Source organism: Sandaracinobacteroides sp. A072, from assembly GCF_052616365.1.
Genome location: NZ_JBQXGU010000003.1, coordinates 343,982 through 370,869, shown reverse-complemented (window position 1 = coordinate 370,869; position 26,888 = coordinate 343,982). Strand labels below are relative to the sequence as shown.

28 protein-coding genes are annotated in these 26,888 nt (G+C 67.6%); 14 read left to right on the top strand and 14 right to left on the bottom strand.

What is annotated here, in order from left to right:
* Nucleotides 1-14: 14 nt before the first annotated feature.
* Genes nrdR through rpiB form a run of 3 tightly spaced genes read right to left on the bottom strand, consistent with a single transcriptional unit; the run spans nt 15 to nt 2,235 of the window.
* A complete protein-coding gene (gene nrdR / locus ACUJ46_RS10705; protein ID WP_445390479.1) occupies nt 15-482 on the bottom strand; it encodes a transcriptional regulator NrdR in 468 nt (155 codons plus the stop codon).
* A 12-nt stretch (nt 483-494) separates the two neighbouring features.
* On the bottom strand, nt 495-1,796 hold the full coding sequence (gene glyA, locus ACUJ46_RS10700; RefSeq protein ID WP_445390478.1) for a serine hydroxymethyltransferase: 1,302 nt from the start codon (nt 1,794-1,796) through the stop codon (nt 495-497).
* Between the two features lie 10 nt (nt 1,797-1,806).
* Nucleotides 1,807-2,235 carry a ribose 5-phosphate isomerase B gene (rpiB, locus tag ACUJ46_RS10695; protein WP_445390477.1) on the bottom strand — a complete coding sequence of 143 codons (429 nt, stop codon included), beginning with the start codon at nt 2,233-2,235 and terminating at the stop codon, nt 1,807-1,809.
* A gap of 119 nt (nt 2,236-2,354) precedes the next feature.
* Here rpiB and ACUJ46_RS10690 point away from each other — a divergent pair, with 119 nt between their 5' ends.
* On the top strand, nt 2,355-2,786 hold the full coding sequence (locus ACUJ46_RS10690; RefSeq protein WP_445390476.1) for a DUF3429 domain-containing protein: 432 nt from the start codon (nt 2,355-2,357) through the stop codon (nt 2,784-2,786).
* A 13-nt stretch (nt 2,787-2,799) separates the two neighbouring features.
* Here the strand turns inward: ACUJ46_RS10690 and hemA are convergent, their stop codons facing one another.
* Nucleotides 2,800-4,014, bottom strand: a complete 1,215-nt coding sequence (gene hemA, locus ACUJ46_RS10685; RefSeq protein WP_445390555.1) for a 5-aminolevulinate synthase — start codon at nt 4,012-4,014, stop codon at nt 2,800-2,802.
* Between the two features lie 116 nt (nt 4,015-4,130).
* Between hemA and queC the strand changes: the two genes are divergently transcribed.
* Both queC and queE read left to right on the top strand, forming a co-directional pair.
* A complete protein-coding gene (gene queC, locus ACUJ46_RS10680; RefSeq protein WP_445390475.1) occupies nt 4,131-4,862 on the top strand; it encodes a 7-cyano-7-deazaguanine synthase QueC in 732 nt (243 codons plus the stop codon).
* Nucleotides 4,862-5,494, top strand: coding sequence for a 7-carboxy-7-deazaguanine synthase (queE, locus tag ACUJ46_RS10675; protein WP_445390474.1), 633 nt, complete (start codon nt 4,862-4,864; stop codon nt 5,492-5,494). Before queC ends, queE begins: the two co-directional genes overlap by 1 nt.
* Before the next feature lie 56 nt (nt 5,495-5,550).
* Here the strand turns inward: queE and ACUJ46_RS10670 are convergent, their stop codons facing one another.
* The 3 genes from ACUJ46_RS10670 to ACUJ46_RS10660 all read right to left on the bottom strand — a co-directional run bounded on the left by ACUJ46_RS10670 (nt 5,551) and on the right by ACUJ46_RS10660 (nt 8,340).
* Complete coding sequence (locus ACUJ46_RS10670; RefSeq protein WP_445390473.1) at nt 5,551-6,237, bottom strand: PEPxxWA-CTERM sorting domain-containing protein; 687 nt, start codon at nt 6,235-6,237, stop codon at nt 5,551-5,553.
* A gap of 215 nt (nt 6,238-6,452) precedes the next feature.
* Nucleotides 6,453-7,349 (bottom strand): RNA polymerase sigma factor RpoH, encoded by an 897-nt coding sequence (rpoH, locus tag ACUJ46_RS10665; RefSeq protein ID WP_445390472.1) that lies wholly within the window; start codon nt 7,347-7,349, stop codon nt 6,453-6,455.
* 25 nt (nt 7,350-7,374) lie between these two features.
* The gene (locus tag ACUJ46_RS10660; RefSeq protein WP_445390471.1) at nt 7,375-8,340 is read right to left on the bottom strand and encodes an RluA family pseudouridine synthase; all 966 of its coding nucleotides are present in this window, start codon (nt 8,338-8,340) and stop codon (nt 7,375-7,377) included.
* 17 nt (nt 8,341-8,357) lie between these two features.
* On the opposite strand from ACUJ46_RS10660, the gene ACUJ46_RS10655 reads away from it, so the two are divergent.
* The 8 genes from ACUJ46_RS10655 (at nt 8,358) to folP (ending at nt 13,935) form a co-directional block, all read left to right on the top strand.
* A complete protein-coding gene (locus ACUJ46_RS10655; RefSeq protein WP_445390470.1) occupies nt 8,358-8,795 on the top strand; it encodes a M67 family metallopeptidase in 438 nt (145 codons plus the stop codon).
* A gap of 22 nt (nt 8,796-8,817) precedes the next feature.
* A complete protein-coding gene (locus ACUJ46_RS10650; RefSeq protein ID WP_445390469.1) occupies nt 8,818-9,162 on the top strand; it encodes a cold shock domain-containing protein in 345 nt (114 codons plus the stop codon).
* Between the two features lie 111 nt (nt 9,163-9,273).
* Complete coding sequence (locus ACUJ46_RS10645) at nt 9,274-9,996, top strand: TerB family tellurite resistance protein (RefSeq protein ID WP_445390468.1); 723 nt, start codon at nt 9,274-9,276, stop codon at nt 9,994-9,996.
* A complete protein-coding gene (locus ACUJ46_RS10640) occupies nt 9,993-10,865 on the top strand; it encodes a DMT family transporter (protein ID WP_445390467.1) in 873 nt (290 codons plus the stop codon). The genes ACUJ46_RS10645 and ACUJ46_RS10640 overlap by 4 nt, the downstream gene beginning before the upstream one ends.
* A complete protein-coding gene (locus ACUJ46_RS10635; RefSeq protein ID WP_445390466.1) occupies nt 10,858-11,613 on the top strand; it encodes an N-acetylmuramoyl-L-alanine amidase in 756 nt (251 codons plus the stop codon). Before ACUJ46_RS10640 ends, ACUJ46_RS10635 begins: the two co-directional genes overlap by 8 nt.
* 123 nt (nt 11,614-11,736) lie before the next feature.
* Entirely contained in the window at nt 11,737-12,600 is an 864-nt protein-coding gene (gene mtnP / locus ACUJ46_RS10630; RefSeq protein ID WP_445390465.1) for an S-methyl-5'-thioadenosine phosphorylase, read from the top strand.
* Between the two features lie 10 nt (nt 12,601-12,610).
* Nucleotides 12,611-13,138 (top strand): adenine phosphoribosyltransferase, encoded by a 528-nt coding sequence (locus tag ACUJ46_RS10625; protein WP_445390464.1) that lies wholly within the window; start codon nt 12,611-12,613, stop codon nt 13,136-13,138.
* A gap of 5 nt (nt 13,139-13,143) precedes the next feature.
* Nucleotides 13,144-13,935, top strand: a complete 792-nt coding sequence (gene folP, locus ACUJ46_RS10620) for a dihydropteroate synthase (protein WP_445390463.1) — start codon at nt 13,144-13,146, stop codon at nt 13,933-13,935.
* A gap of 145 nt (nt 13,936-14,080) precedes the next feature.
* Here the strand turns inward: folP and rplI are convergent, their stop codons facing one another.
* From rplI to ACUJ46_RS10595, 5 genes are all read right to left on the bottom strand, one after another.
* The gene (rplI, locus tag ACUJ46_RS10615; RefSeq protein ID WP_445390462.1) at nt 14,081-14,686 is read right to left on the bottom strand and encodes a 50S ribosomal protein L9; all 606 of its coding nucleotides are present in this window, start codon (nt 14,684-14,686) and stop codon (nt 14,081-14,083) included.
* 13 nt (nt 14,687-14,699) lie between these two features.
* A complete protein-coding gene (gene rpsR, locus ACUJ46_RS10610; RefSeq protein ID WP_445390461.1) occupies nt 14,700-14,924 on the bottom strand; it encodes a 30S ribosomal protein S18 in 225 nt (74 codons plus the stop codon).
* Complete coding sequence (gene rpsF / locus ACUJ46_RS10605; protein WP_445390460.1) at nt 14,924-15,367, bottom strand: 30S ribosomal protein S6; 444 nt, start codon at nt 15,365-15,367, stop codon at nt 14,924-14,926. The genes rpsR and rpsF overlap by 1 nt, the downstream gene beginning before the upstream one ends.
* Before the next feature lie 180 nt (nt 15,368-15,547).
* Nucleotides 15,548-20,200 (bottom strand): NAD-glutamate dehydrogenase, encoded by a 4,653-nt coding sequence (locus ACUJ46_RS10600; protein WP_445390459.1) that lies wholly within the window; start codon nt 20,198-20,200, stop codon nt 15,548-15,550.
* 192 nt (nt 20,201-20,392) lie between these two features.
* The gene (locus ACUJ46_RS10595; protein WP_445390458.1) at nt 20,393-21,181 is read right to left on the bottom strand and encodes a hypothetical protein; all 789 of its coding nucleotides are present in this window, start codon (nt 21,179-21,181) and stop codon (nt 20,393-20,395) included.
* 199 nt (nt 21,182-21,380) lie between these two features.
* Here ACUJ46_RS10595 and sseA point away from each other — a divergent pair, with 199 nt between their 5' ends.
* From sseA to ACUJ46_RS10580, 3 genes are read left to right on the top strand one after another with little or no spacing between them, the layout of a single operon-like run.
* Nucleotides 21,381-22,220, top strand: a complete 840-nt coding sequence (sseA, locus tag ACUJ46_RS10590; RefSeq protein ID WP_445390457.1) for a 3-mercaptopyruvate sulfurtransferase — start codon at nt 21,381-21,383, stop codon at nt 22,218-22,220.
* 23 nt (nt 22,221-22,243) lie between these two features.
* Complete coding sequence (gene metC, locus ACUJ46_RS10585; protein ID WP_445390456.1) at nt 22,244-23,491, top strand: cystathionine beta-lyase; 1,248 nt, start codon at nt 22,244-22,246, stop codon at nt 23,489-23,491.
* Nucleotides 23,488-24,927, top strand: coding sequence for an amidase (locus ACUJ46_RS10580; protein ID WP_445390455.1), 1,440 nt, complete (start codon nt 23,488-23,490; stop codon nt 24,925-24,927). The genes metC and ACUJ46_RS10580 overlap by 4 nt, the downstream gene beginning before the upstream one ends.
* Here ACUJ46_RS10580 and ACUJ46_RS10575 read toward each other — a convergent pair.
* Nucleotides 24,916-25,698 carry a segregation and condensation protein A gene (locus ACUJ46_RS10575; RefSeq protein ID WP_445390454.1) on the bottom strand — a complete coding sequence of 261 codons (783 nt, stop codon included), beginning with the start codon at nt 25,696-25,698 and terminating at the stop codon, nt 24,916-24,918. The two genes, ACUJ46_RS10580 and ACUJ46_RS10575, sit on opposite strands and share 12 nt — an antisense overlap.
* Nucleotides 25,695-26,714, bottom strand: a complete 1,020-nt coding sequence (gene nagZ, locus ACUJ46_RS10570) for a beta-N-acetylhexosaminidase (protein WP_445390453.1) — start codon at nt 26,712-26,714, stop codon at nt 25,695-25,697. Before nagZ ends, ACUJ46_RS10575 begins: the two co-directional genes overlap by 4 nt.
* Nucleotides 26,715-26,888 lie beyond the last annotated feature (174 nt).

The window sequence follows — 26,888 nt, the reverse complement described above, 5'->3', positions numbered from 1 at the left end:
GCCAGGCTGAAGGGCTATTCGCCCTTCAGCATCGTTTCCGATAGCCCGCCGACGAAGGTTTCAAAGTCCTTCGCTTCGCGGAAATCCTTGTAGACGGACGCGAAGCGCACATAGGCGACAGGGTCGAGCTGTTCGAGGCCCTGCATCACCAGCTCGCCGATCTGCCCGGCCTCGACCTCGGGTTCGCCCATGGCTTCCAGCTGGCGCTGCACGGCCGAGATCAGCCGCTCGATCCGCTCCGGCTCGATTTCCCGCTTGCGGCAGGCGATCATCACCGAATGGGCGAGTTTCTCGCGCTCGAATGGCTCCTTCTTGCCGGACTTCTTCACGACCACCAGTTCGCGCAGCTGCACCCGCTCGAAGGTGGTGAAGCGCGCCCCGCATGACGGGCACTGCCGCCGGCGGCGGATGGCGCTGCCATCCTCCGTTGGCCGGCTGTCCTTAACCTGGCTGTCCTCATTGTGGCAGAAGGGGCAGCGCATCGGCTTTTCCCGTCAGGAATAGATGGGGAAGCGGTCGGTCAGCGCCTTCACGCGGGCGCGCACATCGGCCTCGACCGCCGCATTGCCCTCCGCGCCATTGGCGGCCAGCCCGTCTAGCACATCGGCGATCATATGGCCGATGGCTTCGAATTCGGCGGTGCCGAAACCGCGGGTCGTGCCGGCCGGCGAGCCGACGCGGATGCCGCTGGTCTTCGTGGGGGGCAGCGGATCGAAGGGCACGCCGTTCTTGTTGCAGGTGATGTGGCTGCGCTCGAGCGCTTCGTCCGCGTCCTTGCCGGTAAGGCCCTTCGGCCTGAGGTCGATGAGGGCGAGGTGCGTATCGGTGCCGCCGGCCACGATGTCGCAGCCACGGGCCTTGAGCGTTGCCGCCAGCACCTGGGCATTGGCGACGACGGCCCTGGAATAAGCCTTGAATTCGGGGCGTAGCGCTTCGCCGAAGGCGACAGCCTTGGCGGCGATCACATGCATCAGCGGGCCGCCCTGCAGTCCGGGGAAGACGGCCGAATTCAGCTTCTTGCCCAGATCAGGATCGTTCGAAAGGATCATGCCGCCGCGCGGTCCGCGCAGGGTCTTGTGGGTGGTGGTTGTCACGACATGGGCGTGGGGCAGGGGCGAGGGGTGGATGCCCGCCGCCACGAGGCCCGCGAAATGCGCCATGTCCACATGGAGAAGGGCGCCTACCTTGTCGGCGATTGCGCGCATGCGTTCGAAATCGATGATGCGCGGATAGGCGGAGCCGCCGGCGATGATGAGCTTCGGCTGGCATTCAACGGCCTGGGCTTCCAGCGCTTCATAATCAATCAGGTGGGTATCGGCGCGGACGCCATATTGCACGGCGTTGAACCATTTGCCGCTCATCGCGGGCTTCGCGCCATGGGTCAGGTGGCCGCCGGCATCGAGCGACATGCCAAGGATGGTCTCGCCCGGCTTCACCAGCGCAAGCATCACCGCGCCATTGGCCTGTGCGCCAGAATGCGGCTGCACATTGGCATAGTCGCAGCCGAAAAGCTGCTTCGCGCGGTCGATCGCAAGCTGCTCGACCACGTCGGAATGCTCGCAGCCCTGATAATAGCGCTTGCCGGGATAGCCCTCGGCATATTTGTTGGTGAAGATCGAGCCCTGCGCTTCGAGCACTGCGCGGCTGACGATGTTCTCGGAGGCGATCAGTTCGATCTGGCCCTGCTGGCGGCCAAGCTCACCCTTGACGGCGGCGGCAACGGCCGGGTCGGTTTCGGCGAGCGGCGCGCCGAAGAAGCTGTCGTGGAAGGCGGGGGATTCGGGCTGGGTGCTCATGGCGGGGTTCCTATCCGAGCTTCTGGATGCGGGCGGCGTGGCGGCCGCCTTCGAACGGGGTTTCAAGAAAGGCCTTCAGCGCGTCACGCGCGGTTTCGCTGCCCAGCAGCCGCGCGCCGAGCGCGATGACATTGGCGTCATTGTGCTGGCGGGCGAGGCGGGCCGAAAGATTGTCATGCACAAGGGCGCAACGCACGCCGGGCACGCGGTTGGCCGCGATCGAGATGCCGATGCCCGAACCGCAGACGACGACGCCCATCACGGCCTTGCCCGAAGCGACGGCTTCGCCGCAGGCGCGGCCGAAATCGGGATAGTCGACGGAGGTGGTTGCGTCGCCTGCGCCGAGGTCGAGCACAGTGTGCCCCATGGCGCGAAGGTCTTCAGCCAGCTGGGCTTTCAGCGGGTAGCCGGCATGGTCGGAAGCGATGGCGATATCCACGAGCGGAAACGGTCCTGACTTGGGTTGGCCCCAATGGCCCTGGGGCCTGTTGGAAGCGTGACCGGGGGGCTATGCCGCAAATCTTCGCATTCGCCAAGCAACAGGCTAGGGTTGCGGCCATGCTGCACCGTCCTGCTTTCTATCTCGGCTATTCCGGCCTTGTTCCAGCCTTCGCCGCTCTTGGCGTGGCGGCCTTTGCACCGCCCGAATGGCGCGAACTGGCCTATCGTGCCGGCGCGCTCTACGCCGGGCTGATCCTCAGCTTCCTGGGCGGGGCCTGGTGGGGCATGGCGACTCGGGCCGGGCCGGACCGCGCCTGGCCGCTCTATCTGCTTGCCGTCGTGCCGAGTCTCGCGGCCATGGCGCTGCTTCTGGTGATGACGCCCGAACGCCTGATCCTGCTGGGAGGTGTCATCCTGCTGACGCTTCCGGTCGACCGAATGCTGGTGACGCTGGGACTGGCGCCCGCCAACTGGATGCAGCTTCGCGTGCCGCTCACCCTTGGGCTTGCGGGCGCGACAGCGGGGCTGGGCCTGCTGGCGATCCTGTAGCGGGGCCGCCCTTTCAGGCGGCCTTGCGCATTTCCAGCCGTTCCCAGATCTCGACAAGGGCGGCCACAAGTTCCGCCATCATCGCCGGCGAGTGCGCCGGGCCGGGGGTGAAGCGCAGCCGTTCCGTGCCGCGCGGCACGGTGGGGTAGTTGATGGGCTGCACATAGACGCCATATTCGGCGAGAAGGATGTCGGAAATCTTCTTTGCCTTCACCGGGCAGCCGACCATCAGCGGCACGATGTGGCTTTCCGTCAGCATTACCGGAAGCCCGGCTTCCGCCATCAGCCGCTTCAGCGTGGCGGCGGCGGCCTGCTGGGCGGCGCGCTCCTCGCCAGACTGCTTCAGGTGGCGCACGCTTGCCAGCGCGCCCGCCACCAGCACCGGCGACAGCGAGGTGGTGAAGATGAAGCCCGGCGCATAGGAACGGATGCAGTCGACGATCGCGCGGTCTGCGGCGATGTAGCCACCCATCACGCCGAAGGCCTTGCCCAGCGTTCCCTCGATGATGGTGACGCGGCTGGCGACCCGGTCGCGGTCCGAGATGCCGCCGCCGCGCTGTCCATACATGCCAACCGCATGCACCTCATCAAGGTAGGTGATGGCGCCATATTTGTCGGCGAGGTCGCAGATGGCGTCGATGGGGGCGATGTCCCCGTCCATCGAATAGACGCTTTCGAAGGCGATCAGCTTCGGCGCATCCGGGTCGGCGGCGGCCAGCAGCTCTTCCAGATGGGCAAGATCATTGTGGCGCCACACCAGCTTGGGGCAGCCGGAATGGCGGATGCCGGCGATCATCGAGGCGTGGTTCAGCTCGTCCGAGAAGATGATGCAGCCGGGAAGCAGCTTGCCGAGCGTGGACAGCGTTGCCTCGTTCGAGACATAGCCCGACGTGAAGAGGAGCGCTGCTTCCTTTTCGTGCAGGTCGGCCAGTTCGGCTTCGAGATCGATGTGGTAATGGGTGTTGCCGCCGATGTTGCGGGTGCCGCCGGAACCGGCGCCCACATCATGCAGCGCTTCTTCCATCGCGCCGATCACCTTCGGGTGCTGCGCCATGGCGAGATAGTCGTTCGAGCACCATACGGTGATCGGCTTCGGGCCATTGTGGCCGGCAAAGCAGCGCGCGTTCGGATAGGCGCCCTTGTTGCGCAGGATGTCGATGAAGACGCGGTAGCGCCCTTCCTCGTGCAGGCGGTCGATCGCCTGCTTGAAGATCTGGCTGTAATCCACCACTGGACGCGGCACCTTTCCTTGTTCCGCCGCATGGGCGACGGTGCAATCATGACAGGAAGACCCTAGCAAGCCCGCCCGGGTGCGTCCATAATCAGAAAACAGTGGATTTTTCCATGACGGATATCAAGAATCCCCTTCACATCCTGGCCGGCCGGCCGGTCGTCCTGCTGCTTTCGGGCGGTCTGGACAGTGCGACCTGCCTCGCCATGGCGACAGGCGCCGGCGCCCGCGTGCTTGCCCTCACCATCGATTACAACCAGCGCCACCGCCGGGAACTTGCGGCCGCCGCCGCCCTTGCCAGCCGCTACCGGGTTGCCCGCCACATCGTCCTGCCACTCGACCTGCGCGGCTTCGGCGGATCGGCGCTGACGGACGACATCGACGTTCCGAAGGAAGGAGTCGGGCCCGGCATTCCCGTGACCTATGTGCCGGCGCGCAACACCATCTTCCTGTCGGTTGCCCTTGGCTGGGCGGAAGCAGCTGGCGCGACGGACCTTCTGATCGGTGTCAATGCGCTCGATTATTCCGGCTACCCGGATTGCCGGCCCGAGTTCATCGCCGCCTTCGAGACGATGGCGAACCTTGCCACGCGCGCCGGAGTCGAGGCTGCGGTCGAGGGCAGCACCCGGTTCCGGGTGCACAGCCCGCTCCAGCATCTGTCGAAGGCCGGAATCGTGCAGGCGGCCGTGGAGGCCGGGCTGGACATGGGGCTCAGCTGGTCCTGCTATGACCCGACACCCGAAGGGCTGCACTGTGGCCGCTGCGACAGCTGCCGCCTGCGCCACAAGGGCTTCGTGGAAGCCGGTGTGCCCGACCCGACGCTTTATGCCGTGGTGCCCGCCTGATGTCTTATGCCGTGAAGGAGCTGTTCCTCACCTTGCAGGGCGAGGGGGCGCAAACTGGCATGCGCGCCGTTTTCCTGCGCTTTTCCGGCTGCAACCTGTGGACCGGCCGCGAGGAGGACCGGGCAAAAGCTGTCTGCCAGTTCTGCGATACGGATTTCGTCGGCATGGATGGTCCGGGCGGCGGACGCTTCGAAACGGCCGATGCGCTGGCGGATGCGGTTGAGCGTTGCTGGGGGCCGGAAGCCCGGCACCGGCTTGTCGTCTGCACCGGCGGCGAGCCGCTGCTGCAACTGGACGGGCCGCTGATCGAGGCGCTGCATGCCCGTGGTTTCCGGATCGCGGTCGAATCGAACGGGACGCTAGCCGCGCCCGAAGGGCTGGACTGGCTGTGCATCAGCCCCAAGGCCGGAAGCCGCACGGTGCAGCGGTCGGGCGACGAGCTGAAGCTGGTCTTTCCCCAGCCCGGCCTGATGCCCGATGCCGTCGAGGGCTGGGACTTCCGGCACTTCTTCCTGCAGCCGATGGACGGGCCGGACCAGGCCGCCAATGTGGCCGCCGCGATCGAATGGTGCCTTGCCCACCCGCAATGGCGCCTGAGCCTCCAGACCCACAAGCTGACGGGCATTCCCTGAATGAAAAAAGAGGGCGCCGCTTGTCCGGCGCCCCCATTCATCGCAAAGGCCTGCTGTCAGGCAGCGACGACAGTGCGGCGCCGGCGGGCGGCGGAGCCGACGAGGCCGAAGCCCAGGATCAGCATGGCCCATGTCGCCGGTTCCGGAATGCCCGGCGCGGGGGGCACGCCATCGGCCGTGCCGGTCAGCAGGATGTAATTGCCCCCGAAGCGAAGGCCGTAGATCTGGGTTCCGTCATCATAGGCAACGCCACGGAAGCGGAAGTCGTTGAAGCCGCCGGGCGTGCTGATGGGCGCCAGCGTCGCAATGTCGAAGGAATCGATCACGCTGCCGTCGGACGCCAGCGTCCAGATGGTGGCATTGTCCCCGACGCCGGGGGCGTAGTTCATGAAGAAGCCCATCTGGTCATAACCGGTCGACCCAAGCAGCTGGGCATATCCGGTGCCTGAATCGACTCCGATATAGACTGCATCGCCGCCAAAGCTGCCGTTCGAACCAAGGCCATAGCTGCCCTGGCCGACGACCGAGCCCAGGCCGCTGTTGCCGCCGCCGCCCGGTGCGGCCGTGAAGGTGAAGCCGTCGACATCGATCGGGCCGAAGGTGAAGTTGTAGGACCCGGTGGCATAGGCCGAAAGGTCGAGCCCGCGGCCGGTGTAGCCGGCTTCGCTGGTAAGGAGTGTGGCAGCCGCAGTGGCTGGCACGGCGATGGCGACGGCCGCAGCCGTGAGAATGAATTTCAGCATGTTGGTCCCCTGTTGGTGCAGATCAGGTCCGAAAACCTGTGAATGCACAGCCCATGCCCCGGGCTGCACAAGGCATTCTACACCCGGAGCCGTCGGCACCCTAGGAAAAAACCGACAAGATCATGTCCCCGCTCCCACCCACTGAAGCGGCTTCATCGCGGCAAGGCCGGTGAGGTCTTGCTGAGTCAGGGCTTGCTGAATCTGGGCTTTCTGAGTCAGGCCTCGATGAGCTTCCGTTCCTGCGAGAGGCGCAGCATTTCCTTCTGCAGCTTCTCGAAGGCCCGCACTTCGATCTGGCGCACCCTTTCGCGGCTGATGCCATATTCCTGCGAAAGATCTTCCAGCGTCTGCGGCTCATCGACAAGGCGGCGCTGGGTCAGGATATGGCGCTCGCGGTCGTTGAGGCTCAGCATGGCCTCGCGCAGCAGGTCGTGGCGGATGCCCGCTTCCTGCTTTTCGGCCACCAGCACATCCTGCGTCGGGCTGTCGTCGGTCAGCCAGTCCTGCCATTCGCCCTCGCCATCCTCGCGGAGCGGCGCATTCAGGCTGGTGTCGCCGCCCTTCGCCATGCGGCGGTTCATGTTGACCACTTCCTCCTCGGCGACGCCGAGGTCGGTTGCGATCTTCTTCAGGTCATCGGGGTGCAGGTCGCCGTCTTCCAGCGCCTGGAGCTTGCCCTTCATCCGGCGCAGGTTGAAGAACAGCTTCTTCTGGGCCGCCGTGGTGCCGATCTTCACCAGCGACCAGGAGCGCAATATATATTCCTGGATCGAGGCCTTGATCCACCACATGGCATAGGTGGCCAGCCGGAAACCGCGCTCCGGCTCGAACTTCTTCACACCCTGCATCAGGCCGATATTGCCTTCCGCGATCAGCTCGGCGACGGGCAGGCCATAGCCGCGGTATCCCATGGCAATCTTGGCCACCAGCCGCAGATGCGAGGTGACGAGCCGGGTCGCGGCCTCCGGATCCTCATGCTCCCTCCAGCGCTTGGCGAGCATATATTCCTCTTCCGGCGCCAGAAGCGGGAACTTCCGGATCTCGGCCAGATAGCGGTTCAGGCTGGCGTCAGGCCCGAGGGCCGGTATGCTTGCCGGAAGATTGGATGTCATGCGTTGCTCCTCACCTGAAAGGCCATCATGGCCTGAGGTGCGTTAAGAGAGCCTGAATATCAGATGGCGGCGGTGTTTCGAAGGACATCTCGTCGCGGCTGATTGGGTGGCGGAATTCAAGGCTGCGCGCATGCAGCGCCTGCCGCGCGAAGCCCAGCGCCCGGCACGTCTCCGCAAGCCGGCCCTGGCCATAGACCGGATCGCCCAGCAACGGATGGCCGATATGGGCCATGTGGACCCTGACCTGATGGGTGCGGCCGGTCTCCAGCCGGCATTCGACGAGCGCCGCGCCCTTCAGCGCCTCCTTCAGGCGATAATGGGTGACGGCGCGCTTGCCGCGCGGGGCGCCGACCACAGCCATCTTCTGCCGGTTCGCATCCGATCGGGCGAGATGGGTTTCCACGCGCCCGGCGGGCGGCACGGGCAGCCCGGCCACCACGGCCAGATAGCGCCTGCCGATGCTGTGATCGGCGAACTGGGCGGCAAGCCCGGTATGGGCCCGGTCGGTCTTGGCGACGACGAGAAGGCCCGATGTGTCCTTGTCGATCCGGTGGACTATGCCCGGACGCGCCACCCCGCCGATCCCCGAAAGCCGGCCGGCGCAATGGTGGAGAAGGGCGTTCACCAGCGTGCCATCCAGATTGCCGGCCGCGGGGTGGACGACAAGCCCGGCGGGCTTGTCCACCACGAGGAGATGCTCGTCCTCGAAGAGGATGGTGAGCGGTATGTCCTCGGCGATTGCCTCTGCCGGGCGTGGCGCCGGCACATCGACGACGACGGCCTCGCCGCCCTTCATCTTGCGCGCCGGGTCGCGCTCCATCGCGCCGTCCACCATGACGGCCCCGGAAGACACCAGCGCCTTCAGCCGCTCGCGCGAGAGGGTGGGGATGGCGGCGGCGAGTGCGCGGTCGAGCCGCCAGCCCGCCGAATCGGCGGAAAGGGTCGCGCCGCGCGGGCCGGCTTGCGTGGTCGGGGCTGTGGGCGCATGCATGGCGAATGCATGTCGTGATGAACGGCCCCCTTTCAAGCCCTGATGACGTCCTGATCGCCGCCGCCGCCGGGCGGCTGATTCTGGGTGCCGCCCGCGCCGCCCATCCGCTGGAAGCCTGCGGCCTGCTGTTCGGCACTCCGGGGAGGATCCTCGAGGCGACCGTGGCGCGCAATGTCGCCGCTACGCCGCGCACCCGGTTCGAGATCGACCCGGCGCATCTCTTCGATGCCCATCGCCGGGCACGGCAGGGGCCGCTATCGATTCTGGGCTGCTGGCATTCCCACCCCGATGGCAGCCCGTTTCCCAGCACATGGGATCAGGAAGGGGTCTGCGATGCGGGCTGGCTGTGGCTGATTGCAGCCGGTGGGCGGATACGGGCCTTCCTGCCCGTGGCGGATGGCCAGAGGATCAGCGGCTTTGCCGAAGCCCCGCTTCGCGAGTTGCCCTTTCAATGACAGGGTTGTAACAAAAGGGACGATGGCGTTGGGTGTGATCCTCTGGTTCGACGAGGCGCGGGGCTTCGGCTTCATCCGCCCGGACATGGGGCCGAAGGATGTGTTCCTGCATGTGTCCGCCCTGGCCGAGGCGGGTCTTGGCCAGATCGCGGCTGGAACCAGGGTCGAGTTCGAACTGGTCCAGACGGGGGATGGCCGCCTGACGGCCCAGCGCGTGCTGCCACTTGCCCCTGCGCGGCAGGAATCTCGAAACCCGGAAGCCCGAACGCCCGAAGCCCGACCGCCGGAAAAACGGCGGTCGTCTTCGTCGCGAAGGGCATCCGGCCGCGCGACGGGTGGGCAGCGCCGCCGCGCCCGCAGAAGCTGAAGGCCCGGCCGGGGCAGTTCGCCACCGGTCTGATCCCGCGCTTTCCGAAGCCTTCCCATATGGCTTTCATGGCAGTGGCTTTTTCCCCGCTGCCCGTCTAAGGCCGTTGCAATGTCGATCTGGGCGCTGCTGATGGGAAGCGCCGCCGGCCTGGCGCTCGGCGGGCCACTCGGCGCGCTTGCGGGGGCTGCCGTGGGCGCGGCCATCGATCGTGCCATTCTTGCGGTTCGCGCCGGCAATCCCGAGCGCCGGCAGGTCGCCTTCACCATTGCCGCCATCGCGCTTGCCGCCAAGATGGCGATAGCCGATGGCCATGCCTCGGAACGGGAAATGGAGGCCTTCGAGCGGCTGTTCCATGTGCCCGGGCAGGAGCGCGAGAACATGCGGCGTTTCTACCGGCTGGCGCGCCAGTCGGTCGACGGGCACGAGGCCTATGCCCGGCAGGCGGCCAGCCTTCTGGGCGCCGGCTCGCCCGTGCTCGAGGATCTGCTCGAAGCGCTGATGATGATCGCCACGGTCGATGGCGTCCACCCGGCCGAGATCGACTATCTCGAACGCGTCTCCGCAATCCTGGGCTTTTCCGCAGTCCAATGGGCCGCCATCCGCGCGCGGCATATCCCGCTTGCCCCGGAAGATCCGCACAGCGTGCTGGGTGTCGCTCCCGGCGCCACGGAAACCGAGATCCGCGCTGCCTATCGCCGCCTTGCCCGCGATCACCATCCCGACCGCCACATGGCCGAAGGCACGCCGCCCGAGTTCATCCGCGTAGCCGAAGCGCGCATGGCCGCCATCAACGCGGCCTATGCCGCCCTCACGCGCAAGGCCGCCGCATGAAACCCATCCACATCGGCTTCATCCTGCTAATCGACCTGCTGTGGGCGTTCAACATCGTCGCCATCAAGGAAGCGGTGCTGGCGATGCCGCCGCTCTTGTCGGTGGCGTTGCGCTACGGGGTCGTCCTGCTTGTCTGCGCCACCCATATCCGCCTGATCGAGGGGCGCATGGCCCTCGTGCTGGCAACGGGCGTGCTGACCGGGGCGCTGCAGTTCGGGCTGGGCGCCTACAGCTACCAGGTGGCCACCAACCTGTCGGCGCTGGCGATCGCCGGCCAGCTCGGTGTGCCGCTTTCCCTGATCTTCGCCGTGCTGATCGATGGCGAGCGCATCGCCTGGAAGCGGACCATGGGCATCCTCCTTGCCTTTGCAGGGGTGACGCTACTGGTCTTCGATCCGCGCATCGTGGACGAGCGCCTGGGCATCTTCCTGACCTTTGGCGCGGCCTTCTGCTGGGCGGTGGGCAATCTGCTCTTCCGCCGGCTCACCGGAATCCCGGTCCTCACCCTTTATGGCTGGCAGGCGATCGTGAGCCTGCCGCTGCTCATCATGGCCAGCCTGTTTCTGGAGCCGGGCGGCATCGCCGGCCTGTCGCAGGTGCCGCTGTCGGCCTTTGCATGGGTCTGCTATTCCGCCATCGCAGCTTCGCTCGTGGGGCATGCGGGCATGTCCTGGCTGCTGCAGCGCTACCCTGTCACGCTGATCACGCCCTTCACCCTGCCGACACCGCTGCTCGCCGTTCTGTTCGCCACGCTTGCCTATGGCACGCCCGTCACGCCGCTGATGCTGGCCGGCGGCGTGCTCACCATCGCCGGCGTCGCTATCATCACGCTGCGCACGGCGCGCAAGTCGGTCGAGCCCGATGCCTGATCCGCGCCACGAGGAGGGCCACGAGGAGGGCCGCGAGGATGGCGACGAGGAGATTGGCTGGCGGCCTTCGCCGAATTTCGATGCCCGCACCCTGCCTGTGCGCTTCCTCGTCATCCACTATACCGGCATGCCGGTGGCGGACGAGGCGCTGGCCCGGCTGACCGACCCGGCGGCGAAAGTCTCGGCCCATTATTTCATCCAGGAGGATGGGCAGGTGGTGCAGATGGTCGCCGAGCGCGACCGCGCCTGGCATGCCGGCCGCAGCTGCTATCGTGGCATCACCGACATCAATTCCGCCTCCATCGGGATCGAGCTGCAGAACCCCGGCCATGAATGGGGCTATCGCCCCTTTCCGCGCCCGCAGATGGAACATCTTGTCTGGCTGGTTGCCGCCATCATGGCGCGCCACCGCATCGACCGCGCCGATGTCATTGGCCATTCCGATGTCGCACCGGCGCGCAAGGAGGATCCGGGCGAGCTGTTCGACTGGGGCCTGCTGGCCCGCCACCGGCTGGCCCTTGCCCGGCCGGCGCGGCTGCTGGCCGATCCGGGCTGGCCCGATGGCGCCTTCGGCCTTGCGCTGGAGCGATTCGGCTATGACATCACCGATCTTGCCGCCGCCACACGCGCCTTCCAGCGCCGGTTCCGGCAGAATCATGTGGATGGCGTGATCGACGGCGAGACGCGCGCCATCCTCTTCACCCTGCAGGTCGAAGAGGAACGGCGGCTTCAGGCCGCGCGTGGCTGACAGGCTGGTGCAAGCAGATGCCTTCCGCCATGACCCTGTGCTGAAGGTGCAGCTTTCCGGGGGCGGGCTTGCGGCCGGCGGCCTGTCCCGGCAGGCTTTTCGACGAATGAGGGAGGGCAGGGCATGAAACTCGGCATCATCGGCGGCAGCGGTCTCTATTCCATGCCGGCGCTCGCCTCGGGGCGGCAGCGCGCACAGGAAACACCCTGGGGCTGGCCATCCGATACGCTGGTGGAAGGCGAGATCGAGGGGCTTCCCGTCGTCTTCATGCCACGCCACGGGCGGGGCCACCGCATCGCACCCGCCGAAATCAACTATCGCGCCAATATCGCGGCCCTCAGGATCGCGGGCTGCAACGTGATTGTCTCGGTAGCGGCCTGCGGCAGCTTCCGCGATGAACTGCCCCCGGGCACCCTCGTCATTCCGGACCAGCTCGTCGATCGCACGCAGGGCCGCGACAAGAGCTTCTTCGGCGAGGGGATCGTGGCGCATGTGAGCCTTGCGGACCCCATCGCAACAGACCTTGCCGCCCGTGTCGAGGCCGCCGCCGGCGCCGCCGGCATTCCGCATCACCGGGATGGCACCTATCTCGCCATCGAGGGGCCGCATTTCGCCACGCGCGCCGAATCGCGGCTGGCCAAAGCGCAGGGCTTCGACATCGTGGGCATGACGGGCATGCCCGAGGCGGCCCTCGCCCGCGAGGCGGAAATGGCCTACGCCATCGCCGCCTTCGTCACCGATTTCGATGCGTGGAAGCCCGAGGCCGTATCCACCACCTCGGTCATGGAGGTGCTGGCTGCCAACGCCGCCAATGCGCAGGCCCTTGTCGCGGCGCTGTGCCGTGCCCTGCGCGACGAACCCCTGCCGCGCCCCAGCGCACAAGGCTGGGAGCGCGCGCTCGACACCGCCTTTGCAACACCGCGCGTCGAATGGCCGCTGGAACCGGCCGCCCGGCTGCGCGCCATTGCCCCGCGCCTGTTCGCCTGAGGGAGAGACGATGCCGACCGACCTGATCGCCGCCCGCATCCGCGCCATTCCCGATTTCCCCAAGCCCGGAATCCTGTTCCGGGATCTGACCCCGCTTCTGGCGGACGGAGCGGCCTTCCGGGCCGCGACCGCAGCGCTCGCCGCCCGTGCCCGGCCGTTCGACCTGATCGCCGGGATCGAGGCGCGCGGCTTCCTTTTTGGCGCAGCGCTTGCCAATCATCTCGGCAAGGGGCTGGTGATCGTGCGCAAGCCCGGCAAGCTGCCCCATGCCACCATCGGCCATGATTATGCGCTGGAATATGGCACCGACAGGCTGGAGCTTCATGCCGATGCCGTGCCGGCAGGCGCGCGCGTGCTGCTGGTGGATGATGTGCTGGCGACGGGCGGCACCGCCGAAGCCGCCGTCAGCCTGGTGCGCAAGGCCGGCGGCATGGTGGAGCAGGCCTTGTTCGTGATGGAACTGGAAGGGCTGGGTGGCGCGGCCCGGCTGCAGGCGCTGGGCGTCGAGCCTTCGAGCCTTTTGTCCTATCCGGCCTGACCATCATGCCGACACGCATCATGGGCATATTGAATGTCACGCCCGACAGCTTCTCGGACGGTGGGCGGCATTCGGACGCGGAGGCGGCTATTGCGGCGGGGCTTGCCATGCGGGCGGCCGGGGCCGACATCATCGACGTGGGCGGCGAAAGCACGCGGCCCGGCGCGCCGCCGGTGCCGCTTGAAGAGGAACTGGCCCGAACGATCCCGGTGGTGGAAGGGCTGGCCCGGCATGGCGTTCCCGTTTCCATCGACACCATGAAGGCCGGCGTGATGAAGGCGGCGCTCGATGCCGGGGCCGTGATGCTGAACGATGTGTCGGCCCTGACGGCTGACCCTGAAAGCCTGGCGGTGGCCGCGGCCGCCGATGTGCCCGTGGTGCTGATGCACATGCCGGGCACGCCGCAGACCATGCAGGCGCTGGCACGCTATGAGGATGTGCTGGCCGAGGTGCTGGCGCATCTTGCGGCGCGCATTGCCGCCTGCGAGGCAGCCGGAATCGCCCGCGCGCGCCTGATTGCCGATCCGGGCATCGGCTTCGGCAAGGGGCTGGAGCACAATCTCGCCCTGCTGCGGGGGCTGGAGGCCTTTCATGGCCTTGGGGTTCCCTTCCTGCTGGGGGCAAGCCGCAAATCCCTCATTCCCGCTCTGGCGGGGCCGGCCCCGGCCAGCGACCGTCTGCCGGGAAGCCTTGCGCTGGCGCTGCGTGGAGCGGAAGCCGGTGCCGCCTGGGTGCGCGTGCACGACGTGGCCGAGACTGCCCAGGCGCTGAAGGTGTGGCAGGCAATTCACGCCTGAGCCGGCAAAAGCTGAGCCGCGCTTTCCGGGTCCGTGCTCTTCCGGGCTGCTGATCACGGCATGAAAAAAGGGCGCACGGATGTCCGTGCGCCCTTCATTCAGCCGGTCTGCGCGCCGTGGCCGGCGCGTGTCTGGCGATAGTGCCTCAGGCCGTCTGTTCGCCGGCCTCTTCAGCGGCTTCCTCGCCTTCGACGGCGATGCTGCCAGGTTCGGCGTTCGGATCATAGGCTTCGGTGAAGCCGGCTTCCTCACGCTCGAACAGGTCGGCCGTGACATCCACGCCCTTGGCCTGAAGCTCTGCTTCCTCGGGCGAACGGGCAACGTTCACCTTGGCAGTGACGCTGACTTCGGGGTGCAGCACCAGCTTCACCACCTCGATGCCCAGCGACTTGATCGGCCGGTCGAGCACGACGGCGGATTTCGTCACCTTGTGCCCGGCTTCGGCCACCGCCTCGGCGATGTCGCGTGCGGAGACGGAGCCGTAGAGCGAACCTGCGTTCGATGCCTGGCGGATGATCACGACCGAGATGTCGGTCATGGTGGCGGCCTGCGCTTCGGCGGCTTCGCGACGCTTTGCGTTATCGGCTTCGATCTGGGCGCGCTGCGCTTCGAACTTCGCCTTGTTGGCTTCGGTTGCGCGAAGGGCCTTGCCGCGCGGCAGCAGGAAGTTGCGGGCATAGCCCGGCTTCACGTTGACCACATCACCGATGCGGCCGAGCTTTTCCACGCGTTCGAGAAGAATGACGTCCATGTCCGCGCCCTCCTTACTTCACGAGATAGGGCAGCAGGCCAAGATGGCGTGCGCGCTTGATGGCCTTGGACAGTTCACGCTGCTTCTTCGCCGAAACGGCGGTGATGCGCGAGGGAACGATCTTGCCGCGCTCGGACACGAAGCCCTGCAGCAGGCGGACATCCTTGTAATCGATCTTCGGCGCATTGGCGCCCGAGAACGGGCAGCTCTTGCGGCGACGGAAAAACGGGCGTGCCATTACCAGTTCCCTTCTTCACGCGGGGCGCGCTCGGCGCGTTCGGGGCGGGGGCCACGGTCACCACGGTCACCACGGTCGCCACGATCACCGCGTTCGCCGCGGGGACCGCGCTCGCTGCGGTCGGACTTCTTCATCATCGCGGAGGGGCCGGCTTCCAGCGCATCCACACGGATGGTCTGGTAGCGGATCACGTCCTCGTTGAGGGCGACCTGGCGCTCCATTTCCTGCACGGCTCCGGCGGGCGCCTCGATATTGAGGAGCACATAATGGGCCTTGCGATTCTTGGCGATACGATAGGCGAGGTTCCGCAGGCCCCAATATTCCGTGCCGGCGACGGTGCCGCCATTGTCGGTGATGACCTTCGTGAACGCTTCGGTGATGCTTTCCACCTGTGCGGGCGCCAGATCCTGACGCGCGAGGTAGACATGCTCGTAAAACGGCATGGTCTCTCTTTCCTGTCTCTGCCGATCGGCAAGCCCCGGGCGAATTCCCGTGGGGCTCCTCCGGCCTTCGTCATGAAGGGGCGGGCCATAGCCCCGGCGGCGCCGGAAGGCAAGGCCCGCCCCTTCTGATCAGCCAATGACACGCTCTGCCCACCGCCCTCCGGCCTGCGCCCTCCGGCCTCAGGCAGACAGTGCCGACCGTGCCGCCGTTGCCAGCTGCGCCAGCATGGCGAGCGTTGGCGCACCGGACAGGCGCGCGGCCGCGATCGTGCGGGAAAGCGCCGTTACCGTTGCTGCATGGCCGGAAAGCCAGGCTTCCACGGCAGCCAGCGGATCCGCGCCATCGCCGGTCAGCGCGCGGATGAGATCGAGGCGCATGGTCTCGTACGCGCGGGCGCTGCTGGAAGCGAGCAGCCGCTCCCAGCTGTCTGCCGGGGAGAGCGCGCGCGCCGCGCCCAGCGCCCAGTCGATCCCCAGTGCCTCGCCAAGCCGCGTATAGGCTTCGGCCGTTGCCGCTTCATCCAGCCCGCGGTCCGAGGCCAGCGCCGCAATGCCGGCCGCGCCCGACAGGGCGTGGAGCCGGGCAATCTCGTCCGAGATGGCGGCGGGCGCCCCCATCTGCGCAAGGCGCTGGCGAACGGCTTCGACCTGGGCACGCGGTTCGGGCCGAAGCAGCTGTTCGAGCGAACCGGAAAGCCGGGAGAGACCCGGCGCCAGCCGCTGCGAGAGGCGGTCCGGGCTTTCCGCGCCCGACCGGCGCGCAAGGTCCGCCACCAGCCCGCGCGTGACATCGATGGCCTCGGCATGCAGCGCCAGCGCGACGGTTGCCGGAACCTCGGCCTCATCGATCAGCGCCCAGAGCGCGGGAAGGTCGAACAGCGCGCGGGCAGATACGAAGGCGGCGGCAACGGTTGCCAGCGGCGCACCCAGTTCCGAGGCGAGGTCGTGGGCGAGAGTCAGCCCGCCCCGGTTCACCAGCATGTTGGCAAGTTTCGTCGCCACGATCTCGCGGCGCAGTTGATGGCCCCGGATTTCGTCCCCGAAATCCGCCTGCATGCTTTCGGGGAAGGCGCGGAACAGGTCCGCCTCCAGCAGACGGTCCTCCACCAGCGGGCTTGCGACCAGCGCCTCCTTCAGGTCCATCTTGGTATAGGAGAGAAGGATGGCGAGTTCCGGCCGCGTGAGACCCCGGCCGAGGCGCTTGCGCTCCTCGATATCGCGCGCGGTCGGCAGGCCCTCGACAGCCCGGTCCAGCCGGCCTGCGGCTTCGAGCGCCTCCATCAGCCGCACATGCGAATCGAGCATGCGCGCCGCACGCGATTCCGCGATCGAAAGCGCCCGTGTCTGCGCCTTGTTGTTGTGGAGGACGAGTGCTGCAACGGCATCCGTCATGCCCGACAGGATGGTGTCCCGGCGGCCACGGTCGAGCTTGCCGGCGCGTTCGGCCGCGCCAAGCGCGATCTTGATGTTCACTTCATGGTCGGAGGTGTCGACCCCGGCCGAATTGTCGATGAAGTCGGTGTTGATCCTGGCCCCGAGGCTCGCCGCCTCGATCCGCCCGGCCTGGGTGACGCCCAGGTTCGCGCCTTCGCCGACGACCCTGGCCCGCAGGTCCTGGCCGTTCACGCGGTGCGCGTCATTGGCCCTGTCCCCGACATCGGCATGGCTTTCGGAGGCTGCCTTCACATAGGTGCCGATGCCGCCGAACCACAGCAGGTCGACTTCGGCCTTCAGGATTGCGGCCATCAGTTCGGACGGGGCCAGCGCTTCGGCCGTGATGCCGAGCAGCGCCTGCACCTCGGGCGAAAGCGGAATCGACTTGGTGGTGCGGGAAAAGACGCCGCCGCCCTTCGAGATCAGCTTTGCATCATAATCCGCCCATGACGAGCGCGGCAGCCGGAACAGGCGCTCGCGCTCGGCCCAACTTGCCGCCGGGTCTGGCGCCGGGTCGAGGAAGATGTGGCGGTGATCGAAGGCGGCGACGAGCCGGATCGCCTTCGAAAGCAGCATGCCGTTGCCGAACACGTCGCCCGACATGTCGCCGACGCCGGCGACGGTGACGGAATCGGCCTGCACATTGATCCCCATTTCGGCGAAATGCCGGGTTACCGACACCCAGGCGCCCCGCGCGGTGATGCCCATCGCCTTGTGGTCATAGCCGACGGAGCCGCCGCTGGCGAAGGCGTCGCCCAGCCAGAAGCCCGTTTCTTCGGCAATGGCGTTCGCCGTGTCCGAGAAGGTGGCGGTGCCCTTGTCGGCGGCGACGACGAGATAGGGGTCGTCGCCGTCGAGCCGCTTCACATGCGCGGGCGGCACCACCTGGCCCTCGCTGTCGAGGTTGTCTGTGACGGAGAGGAGGGTGCGGATGAAGAGCTTGTAGGCTTCGCGGCCCTCGGCGGCCCAGGCCTCGCGGTCGGTCGCCGGGTCGGGCAGCTGCTTCGGATAGAAGCCGCCCTTGGCGCCCGTGGGCACGATCACCGAATTCTTCACCATCTGCGCCTTCACGAGGCCGAGCACCTCGGTGCGGAAATCATCCCGCCGGTCGGACCAGCGCAACCCCCCGCGCGCGATCGGCCCGCCACGCAGGTGGATGCCTTCCACGCGCGGCGAATAGACCCAGATCTCGCGCCACGGCAGCGGCTTGGGCAGGCCGGGCACCCGCGCCGATTCCAGCTTGAAGGCAAGGGCGGCCGGGCTGCCCGGCGCAAAGGCGTTGGTGCGCAGGATCGCGTCGACAAGGCCCTGGAACAGCCTGAGGATGCGGTCATCGTCGATCGACTGAACGGCATCGAGCAGGCTATGCAGGTGCCGCGCGGCTTCCTCGGCGCTGCCCTGCCCTTCCGGATCGTGGCGGGTGCGGAACAGGGTGATGAGCGCCCGTGCCGCATCCGGGTTGCGCTTCAGCGCGTCCACGGCTGTCTGGATGCCGTAGGAGGCGCCCGTCTGCCTGAGATAGCGGAACCAGGCGCGCACCCAGTTCGCTTCCTCGGCGCTGAGGCCGCAGGCCGGGATCAGGGCGTTGAAGGCATCATTTTCCTGGGTGCCGGTCAGCACCGCGTCGAGCGCTGGCGCGACCACGCTGCAGAATCCGTCGAGATCGCTGACGGACGCCCCGGTTTCGAGCTTGAAGTCATGTACCCAGCCGATCACGCCATCGGCGAGATCATAGGGCACCTCCTCGATCACCCGGAAACCGAAATTCTCGAGAATGGGCACCGAATCGGAAAGCGGGATGATCTCGCCCAGCCGGTAGATCTTCAGCCGGATGATGGTGTCGGGATCCGCCGGCCGGCGCGAAAGGGCGACATGCCGGTCATCGGGGGAGGACAGGGCCGTCAGGCGCAATATGTCGTGTGCGGCCTCTGCCGGGGTGAATTCGGCGCGATAGCCGGGCGAAAAGGCGCGGCCATGGGTGAGGGCAAGGCGGGCGGCGCGGACCGGGCCGGCCTGATCGACCAGTTCCAGTTCCAGCTGGTCTTCCCAGCCACGGGTCATCCGCACCAGTTCGGCGTTCAGCGTTTCCGGGGACGGTTCCCGTTCCACGGCTTCGAGCGCATAATGCACCCGCGCCAGCCCCTCGGCGCGCAATTCCACATCATATTTGCCGATGCGGCCGCCAAAGGCCTTCGCAAGCATGGAGCCGACGCGCAGCCTGAGATCGGCCGAATAGAGATCGCGCGGCACATAGACGAGGACGGAGGCATTGGCCGCCCGCCGGTCACGCCGCACGAAAAGCTGCGGGCGTGGCCGGTCCAGCAGGGACAGCAGGCCCCGCGTCATGTCCAGAAGCTCTTGCGTGTCGATCTGGAACATTTCCTCGCGCGGGAAGGTCTCGATCACATGGGAAAGGGCGCGCCCGGCGTGGCTGCGCGGCGAATAGCCGAGCCTGTCCTGCACTTCGGCAACCTTGCGGCGCACCAGCGGCACCCGGCGCGGCGATTCGCGCAGCGCCGTGCTGGCGAAAAGGCCGAGGAACAGCCAGCCGCCGACAGGGCGGCCCTGCTTGTCGAACCGCTTCACGCTGATCAGGTCAAAGGGCGCCGTGCGGTGGATCGTGGAGCGCATCGGCGCCTTGTGGATGCCCAGCGCCTCGCCCGAATCATCGAGGGCCGGCACGGGCCAGCGCCCTTCCTGACGCAGGATGCCAAGGCGCGCCTCGCCATCGGTCACGCCCAGCAGGGTGAAATTGTCGGCCGCCAGCCAGTCGAGGAAGGCGACGCTTTCGGCCAGCACATGGGGCGCCAGCGGCGGCGGGTTTTCATTGAGGGCGCGGGCGGCGTCGCGCAGCTTCGCCAGCATGGGCTGCCAGTCTTCCACGGCCAGGCGCACATCGGTGTACACATGGTCGAGATGTTCCTGCAGGCTGGCGCGCTTGCGGGCCGGGGCGCGCTGCACGTCCATCAGGATCAGGGATTCGAGGGGCGCATCGGCATCGCCGAGCGAAACCAGCCGTCCGTCGGCATCGCGGCGCACACGCAGGATGGGGTGGATGATGCGGAATATGTCGAGCCCCTGCCCGGATACGGCGGCGGTCGCGCTGTCCACCAGGAAGGGCATGTCGTCCGTCAGAAGCATGACCGGCATGCGGCGGGGCTGGCCCGCTTCCCCCTCTCCGGCACCCACAAGCAGCTTGTGGCTGCCGGGCGCGCGCGTGGCAAGAAAGCCGAGGGCGAGATCGGCGACGCGGGCCTTTTCGGCGGCATCGAGGCCTTCTAGCTCGGAAGGCGGCGCCGTTTCGAAGAGCAGTTCGTGAAATTGTGCGCGCAGCGCGTCCGGAAAAGACGCGGGATCGCTTTTTTCCGCTTCGGAAGCCTTGGAAGAATTGGCGGGCATCGGGAACCTCTTGTGCTCGCCGCCCGCGTGCTGGACCTTCCCGGTCGGGGCCGGTCCATCTCGGGGCGGTCCATTTTCTGGGGGGCGGTTTTTCCGGCCCCTTTTCATGCCACCGAGCCTATTCGCTCTCCTCCCGGGCTTCAAGCAGAGGGTGTCGGGGCAGGGTGCTGGCGGAACCCGGAAGGGCGGCCATCACCGGCTCTCGGCCTGCCCGCCTGTCACATCGCCAAGCCAGTCCGTCGTCGCGGCCAGTTCCCGGTGCAGCGCATCCGTCTCGTGCCGGGAGAGCAAGCGCCGCCAGGAGCAGACGACAATTGCACACGGGCCGGCGCCGGCTGCCGCCGCGAAGGGCAGGGCGACCGCCCGCATCAGGATCGGTTCGCCGCCCAGGCCCAGATCGGTCCTGCCGCTGCCCGCGTCGCTGTCGAGATGCTGCGGCTGGCCGGTGCCCAGCGCCTCGCCCGCCAGAACCAGCATGGATGCCCTGAGCGTGGCCATGAGCGCAGCCATGGGCGGCTCGGGGTTCATCAGGCCGAGATCGGCAAGCGCCTTGCCCACATGGGTGATGCGGGGCTGCCGGGCCTGCATGTCGCCGGGGTGCGGCGGCATGGCGATCGCCAGGCTGCTGGCGCCGAAAGGCGGCTGCAGAAACCGCAGCAGCGCTTCGGCCGCGGGGCAGTCCTTGCCTGGGCATTCGGCGCTGCCGGACAGGCGGCGCCACAGCATTTCGGCACGGCGGGTGATCCGCCGCTCGATTCCGCGCGGTTCGGGCTGCACCGTTTCTTCCGGGGGCAGCGTATCCGGCGCCGGATACGGCCTGACGTCCGGTATCTGGTCCGGCACCCAGTCCGGCATCAGGTCCGGCATCAGGGGCCGCGAACTGTGGCGGCCTGCCGGCCAGGGCATGGCGGCCTGCACCTCTTCTGCCTGGCGCGCCAGTTCCCGCAGCCATTTCAGTGCTTCGGGAGACAATTGTTCCATGTTCCGTTCCGTTTCGACCGACCCGCGTCATGCCGCCCCCATGATGGGGGGCGTGCAGAAGAGGAACGGCCGGCCGGCCATTTGCTTGCGCCCCGCCCGGAATCAGCACCCCCCGATATGCGGCCGGGCCTCAATGCTTGTCGCGCGTGGAAGGCCCGGTTAGAGATGCGGCAGGACACACAGCCGGAATGGGGAAGATATGGACGCGATCGTCAGCGCGGAATGGCTCAAGGGCGAATATCAGAAAAGCGACGTGCGCCTCGTCGACGCAACCCTTTTCCTGCCGGCACATGAACGCAACGCCCGCGAGGAGTTCGAGGCGGCCCATATTCCGGGCGCTGTCTTCCTCGACCTTGACGAAGTCGCCGATCTCAACTCCGGCCTGCCGCACATGCTGCCCACGCCCGAGAAATTCGCCAGCCGGGCGCAGGCAATGGGCCTTGGCGACGGCTCGCGCATCATCGTCTATGACAACAGCCCCCTGAAGTCGGCTGCGCGGGCCTGGTGGATGTTCCGCATCTTCGGCGCGCATCAGGTGGCCGTGCTGGATGGCGGGCTGGACGCCTGGAAGGCTGCGGGCGGCCCGCTGGAAAGCGGCCGCCCTGTCGTCCGCCACCGGCATTTCACCGTCTGGTCCGATACGTCTTCGGTGCGCGATCTTGCCGCAATGCGCGAAAATCTGAAGACCGGCGCCGCCCAGGTGGCCGATGCCCGCCCGGCAGCCCGCTTTGCCGGCGTCGACCCCGAGCCGCGGCCGGGTTCGCGCCCGGGCCACATGCCCGGCGCGAAGAACCTGCCGCACACCGAACTTTACACCAGCGAAGGCAGGCTGAAGGATGCCGAGGGTCTGCGCGCGGCCTTCGAAAAGGCCGGAATCGACCCGGCAAAGCCGCTGATCGCCACCTGCGGTTCCGGTGTGACCGCCGCCAGCATCTATCTGGCGGCCCATGTGCTCGGCGCCAGGGATGTCGCTCTTTATGATGGCAGCTGGGCGGAATGGGGCACCCAGCCCGATACGCCCGTGGTGACGGGCGCCTGAAGCCAGCCCGTCGCAGCCGCGGCATGCAACGGGATGGAAAGCCGGGCAGCCTGCCCGGCACCCCGGCACATTCGCGCCCGGATGTCTCTGCGGACACCTGGGCGGTAACGGCTGGCCGGCGGGCGGAATGGACACAGAATCGCGAAGGCACCGGCGGGATCGTCAACCCGCCGGTGTGGCGCGCCTCCACCATCCTCTATCCCAGCATCGCCGACATGGACGCCGCCGGGCGCGCGGCCGACGATACGCTTTTCTACGGACGCAAGGGCACCCCCACGGCATGGGCCCTCAGGGACGCGCTGAACGGGCTGGAGCCCGGCTCCGCCGGCACCCTGCTCTTTCCGTCGGGCGTGGCGGCCCTTGCGGTGGCCATTCTTTCGGCTGTGGGGCCGGGGGATCATCTGCTCATCCCCGACAGCGCCTATGACCCGACGACGAGCTTCTGCTTCGGTTTCCTGAAGCGCATGGGGGTCGTGGCGGAAGCCTATGACCCGCTGATCGGCGCCGGCATCGCCGGCCTGTTCCGCCCCGAAACGCGGCTTCTCATTCTCGAATCGCCCGGCTCCCTCACCTTCGAGGTGCAGGATGTGCCAGCCATGGCGGCGGCCGCCCGCGCGGCCGGCATCGCCACCCTTCTCGACAACAGCTGGGCCGCCAGCCTGCTGTTCAAGGGCATTGCCGCCGGCTGCGACATGGTCATGCAGGCTGTCACCAAATATGTCGGCGGCCATTCCGACCTGCTGATGGGAAGCGTTTCAGCCGTTCCCGGCCATTTCGAAAAGCTGCGCGCCACGGCGGCACAGCTCGGCCAGTGCGTTTCGGCCGATGATGCAGCCCTTGCCCTGCGCGGTTTCCGCACCCTGCCGCTCAGGATGGAGCGGTCCGGCAGGTCGGCGCTGGAGATCGCGCATTGGCTTAAAGGGCACAGGCTGGTGCACCGGGTGCTGCACCCGGCTTTCGAGGATTGCCCCGGCCATGCGCTGTGGAAGCGCGACTTCAGCGGCGCCGCCGGCCTGTTCGGCGTGGTGCTCGACCGCGGCAGCCGCGCCGATGCGCCGGCCTTTTTCGACGGGCTTTCCCATTTCGGCATGGGCTTTTCCTGGGGCGGCTATGAAAGCCTCGCCATCCCGACTTCGCCAGAGCGGCTGCGCACAGTCAGCCGCTTCGAGGCGCCGGGCATGACCCTGCGCCTTTCCATCGGCCTCGAGGATCCGGCGGACCTCATCGCCGATCTTTCGGCCGCGCTCGACCGCCTGGAGACACTGACATGAGCGACATCCTGGACCTTTATGATCGCGAGGATGCCGTCGGCCTTGCGGAGCATCTGCGCCGTGGCGACGTGACGGCGGCCGAGCTTCTGGATGCGGCGCTTGCACGCGTGGCAGCGACCGACCCCGACTTCAACTATATCGCACAGGAATGCCATGACCGCGCCCGGGCGCAGGCCAGGGCCCCCTTGCGCGAAAGCCCGCTGGCCGGCGTCCCTTTTCTGGTGAAGGACCTGGGCGTCGACATCCCCGGCGTACGCACCGGTTCGGGCAGCCGCTATCTCGATCATGTGGCCGACAAGCCTTCGAGCTTCATGGTCAGGGCCGATGAAGCCGGCCTCGTCACCTTCGGCAAGACGACGACGCCGGAACTGGGCCTGACCGTGACCACGGAAAGCATCGCCAAAGGCAAGACACGCAACCCCTGGAACCCCGAGCGCACTGCCGGCGGCTCTTCCGGCGGGGCGGCGGTTGCCGTGGCTGTCGGCGCGGTTCCGCTGGCGCAGGCGAGCGACGGCGGCGGCTCCATCCGCGTTCCCGCCAGCTGCTGCGGCGTTTTCGGTCTCAAGACATCGCGTGGCCTCATTCCGCACGGGCTCGACCGGGTGGAGAACTGGAACGGCCTGTCCGTCATCGGGCCGATCAGCCGCAGCGTGCGCGATTCCGCGGCCTTCCTCGATGTGTTCGGCTGGCCGCAGCCGGGCTCGCGGGTGATGCCGCGCCATCCGGATGGCGGCTACATGGCGGCCCTGTCGCGCAAGCAGCGCCGCCTGCGGATCGCCGTGATGCCCACCCCCTTCTCGGGCGTGCGGATCGACCCCGATGTGCATGCCGCCATCCACGATGCAACCCTGCTGCTGCGCCGGCTTGGCCACCATGTCGTGGAAGACCGGCCGCAGATCGATGCCGAGATGCTGGCCGCCGCCCAGTCGGTGACTGTGGCTGCCTGCACCGCCCGCACGCTTGCCGAACATGCGCTGCTGAAGGGCCGGGAAGCGACGGCCGACGATATCGAGCCGATGACAGCCATGTGGCGGCACATCGGGCAGACGCGCCCCGCTTCCGAATTGCAGCGCGCGCTCGACTGGTTCCAGGATGCGTCCAGCGTTCTCGACCATTTCTTCCGCGATTACGACGTGCTGCTGTCGCCGACGCTCGCCAAGCCGCCGGTCAATCTCGGCATCCTGTCCCTCTCCAACGAGGATTCGACGGTCTATGGGCGCGAGTTCATGGCTTTTTCCCCCTTCGCGACTTTCGCCAACCAGACCGGCACGCCGGCCATGAACCTGCCGCTGGCGCGCACGCACAATGGCCTGCCCATCGGCATCATGGCGCAGGGGCGGTTCGGAGAGGATGCGCTGCTGCTGCAACTGGCCGCGGAACTGGAGGCGGAGACGGGCTGGCGCAGCCAGCGCCCGCCGCTGCCGTCAGCCGGCTGAGCCGGGATCCTCCGGGCCGGTCTGGCGCGCCCGCAGCATCAGCGGGCCGAACGGCGCTGTCTGGCTGATTTCCGCAGCGCCGGTGCGCACCAGTTCCAGTGCCGCGACGAAGGATGAGGCCAGCGTGGAGCGGGCAAGCGGCGGGGCAAGCCCCTCTGGCAGGAATGTTTCCAGTTCCGACCATGATGGCGTTCGGCCGATCATCGAGGACAGGCGCTCCAGCGCTTCCTCTAGCGAGCAGATGGCGCCCCTGTCATGCGGCGTCCAGCTTGTGGTGCGGGCGCGGCCGGCCAGGGCGCCATAGGCCGAGAGCAGGTCATAGAGGCTGCAATCCACTCGCGTCGCGCGGACGGTGCGCAGGCCTTCCGGCATGCCGCGCAGGAAAATGTCCCGGCCGAGGATGTCGCGCGCCATCAGCCTGTCGGCGGCGGCGCGCATCGCCTCCAGCCGCTGCAGCCGCCAGCGCAGCCTTTCGGCGAGTTCGTTCGGGTCCGGGTCGGGCGCTTCCTCTTGCGGCAGAAGCAGCGCGGATTTCAGATAGGTGAGCCAGGCCGCCATCACGAGATGGTCGGCCGCGATTTCCAGCCTGAGGGCGCGGGCTTCGGCGATGAAGGCGAGATACTGGTCGACCAGCGGCAGGATCGGGATGGTCGCAAGGTCGATCTTCTGGCCGCGCGCCAGCGAAAGCAGCAGGTCGAGCGGGCCTTCCCAGCTTTCGAAGCTGACGATCAGCGTTTCGGCGGCCGGCGGGGAAGCGGCCGCCCCGCTCATGCCGCAGCGATAAGCGAATCGCGCCGCGCCGCGAGCGAAGCGACCGTGTGGCCATCCGCCTGCGCGGGCCAGGTCATGGCGCGTTCCAGCCGTTCGAGCGCTGCGGCACCGATCGGCCCCAGCGCGCCCGCCACGGCTTCCATTTCGGCAAGATCGCCGGAACAGTGAAGGGCGATGTCGCAGCCGGCGGCGATGACGCCGGCCGCCCGCCCGCCCATCGTTTCGCCGCCCGGCTGGGTAGCGAGGGCTTCCATGCCGAGATCGTCCGACATGAGCAGATTGTCGAAGCCGATGCTGCCGCGGATGATGTCGCCGATGATCTTCGGCGACAGCGAGGCGCAGAGCGTTTCGTCCCAGGCGGTATAGAGGATGTGGGCTGTCATCGCCATCGGTGCATCCGCCAGCCGGCGGAACGGAATGAGGTCGGTTTCCAGCGCCTCGGCGCTTGCCGTCACGGTGGGCAGGGCAAGGTGCGAATCGAGCGTTGCGCGGCCATGGCCGGGAATATGCTTGACCACGCCGACGACTCCGCCGGCCTTCAGCCCGTCGAGCGTGGCGCGCCCGAGCGAGGCGACCATGTAAGGATCCGTGCCGTAGCTGCGGTCCCCGATCACGTCGTGCATGCCCTCGGCCTTCACGTCGAGCAGCGGCAGGCAATCGACGGTGATGCCCAGTTCCGCCAGCATCACCCCCAGGGCCTGTGCGTTGGCGCGGGCGGCGGCCATCGCGGTCAGCGGGGCCTTGTTCCAGGCGGCGCCGAAGATGTCGGGCGGGGGAAATTCTGGCCAGTGCGGCGGCCGCAGCCGTGCGACCCGGCCGCCTTCCTGATCGATCAATATGGGCAGGGTATCCCGGCCGGAAAGGGATTTCAGCGCATCGGTCAGGGCGCGCAGCTGATCGGGCGTATCGATGTTGCGCCGGAAAAGAATATAGCCTGCCGGGTCGGCAGCGCGGAAGAGCTGGCGTTCCGCATCGGTGAGGGCAAGGCCCGAGAGGCCGAGAAAGGCTGGAATCATGGCCCTTCTTGGCGCAAGCGGGGCCATGCGGGCAAGCGGCATGGCGCCAGCTCGGCTGCGGCACGGCGGGAACAGCCTGGCCTGCTCTTGCCTTTTGGCGGTTTTCGCGTAAGACGGCCCGCTCGAATCCAGACAGACCCGGCTTGTCGGGCGCAACCCGCGCGCGCCGGCCGA